Source organism: Pseudomonadota bacterium, assembly GCA_026388255.1.
GTDB lineage: Bacteria > Desulfobacterota > Syntrophorhabdia > Syntrophorhabdales > Syntrophorhabdaceae > JAPLKB01.
The window spans coordinates 1-1,523 of the sequence record JAPLKC010000002.1 but is presented as its reverse complement, the minus strand read 5'-3'; the positions used below and the strand labels follow the sequence as shown (position 1 = coordinate 1,523).

Sequence of the window (1,523 nt, the reverse complement as noted above, 5' to 3'; positions counted from 1 at the left end):
TTGTTTTACCTGATTTGACGATCTATCACAAATCAGGTAAAGAAACTATTCATCCGCTGTTATCCGTGTTAATCTGCGTCCATCTGTGGTAAAAAATGCCTTTCACCTTTACCTTTCCCATTTCCCTGTCTTTTCACCTTTCACCTTTTACTGTTTCATCAACATATTTAACTTGAAATCAAAGAGAATTTCATATATTTTTACTATTCTACGATAGGAGAGGAATATGTTTCAAGTCAAAGAAGGCGATTCAATCATACTGGCAAGCGAGTCAACCCGCAGGGTCGATATCTTAAGAACCCTGGGCATATCATTCTCCATTATACCCCCGAACATTGATGAGCGAAGAAAGAAGGATGAACTGCCGAAGGATTTTGTGCTAAGGGTATCTTATGAAAAGGCACATAAAGTTGGAAACCTCTTTCCTGATAAGTGGGTTATCGGTGCTGATACGGTAGTGGTATTGAAGGGCAAGATACTGGGAAAGCCGAAGAATGACAGCGATGCATTCAATATGCTGAAGATTCTGAGCGGAAAGTGGCACCGGGTTATTACGGGTTATTGCGTCCTTAACATATCCAGAAACATAACATACAGGGATGCAGTTGAGACAAGGGTTTATGTAAAGGGTTTGTCTGACGATGAGATTAAACGGTATATAAAAACATCCGAACCTTTTGATAAGGCCGGCTCATACGCCGTCCAGGGCAAGGGCGGTTACATGGTAAAAGAGATAAAAGGATCATACGCAAATGTTGTTGGCCTGCCCATATGCGAAGTTGCAGAGGCGCTATTGTCGTTGGGTGTGCTTTCGTAATTGGCTCATGGCTGATTGCTGATTGCTGATAGCTGATAGCTGATAGCTGATAGAGAAACAAGAGAAACTAAAGAAACTAAAGAAACCACATATGCAGAACATTGGCGATGCAATAAAAACAGTACAGGAAAAGATTGAAAAGGCGTGCGCCAGATCCGGAAGGTCTGCATCAGAAGTACGTTTAATTGGTGTGACAAAAAGAGTGGATATTGGTAGAATAAAGGAAGCCATGGCGTGCGGTTTGAAAGATTTTGGTGAAAATTATATCCAGGAAGCAAAAAAGAAGATCGAAGAGATTACCCCTTGCGAAGAGATAAGCTGGCATATGATTGGCCATATACAGACAAATAAGGTAAAATTTCTGCCGGGCATGTTCGGTTATATTCACTCTGTTGACCGATGGGAACTTGCTGAATTGCTTGATAGATACGGTAAGGAGATGAATGTGTTATTCGAATTGAATCTCTCAGGCGAAGCCACCAAACAGGGCACTACCGTGGATAACCTGAAGCGGATGCTTGAAAGGGTAAATCAGTTGAAAAACATCAAGCCTGTCGGACTCATGACGATGGCGCCCTTCGTAGATGACCCGGAAGAGGTAAGGGGCGTGTTCAAGGGACTCGGGGAAACGCTGCATGAGGCAAACAGAGAGTTTTTGTTAAACATGACTGAGCTATCCATGGGAATGTCTTCTGATTTTGAGGTA

2 protein-coding genes are annotated in these 1,523 nt (G+C 42.5%); both read left to right on the top strand.

What is annotated here, in order from left to right:
• Nucleotides 1-226 precede the first annotated feature (226 nt).
• Nucleotides 227-817: a Maf family protein gene (locus NT178_00025; GenBank protein ID MCX5810924.1), complete on the top strand. Its 591-nt coding sequence runs from the start codon at nucleotides 227-229 to the stop codon at nucleotides 815-817.
• 91 nt (nucleotides 818-908) lie between these two features.
• On the top strand, nucleotides 909-1,523 hold a 615-nt coding region (locus NT178_00020), incomplete at its 3' end, for a YggS family pyridoxal phosphate-dependent enzyme (GenBank protein ID MCX5810923.1).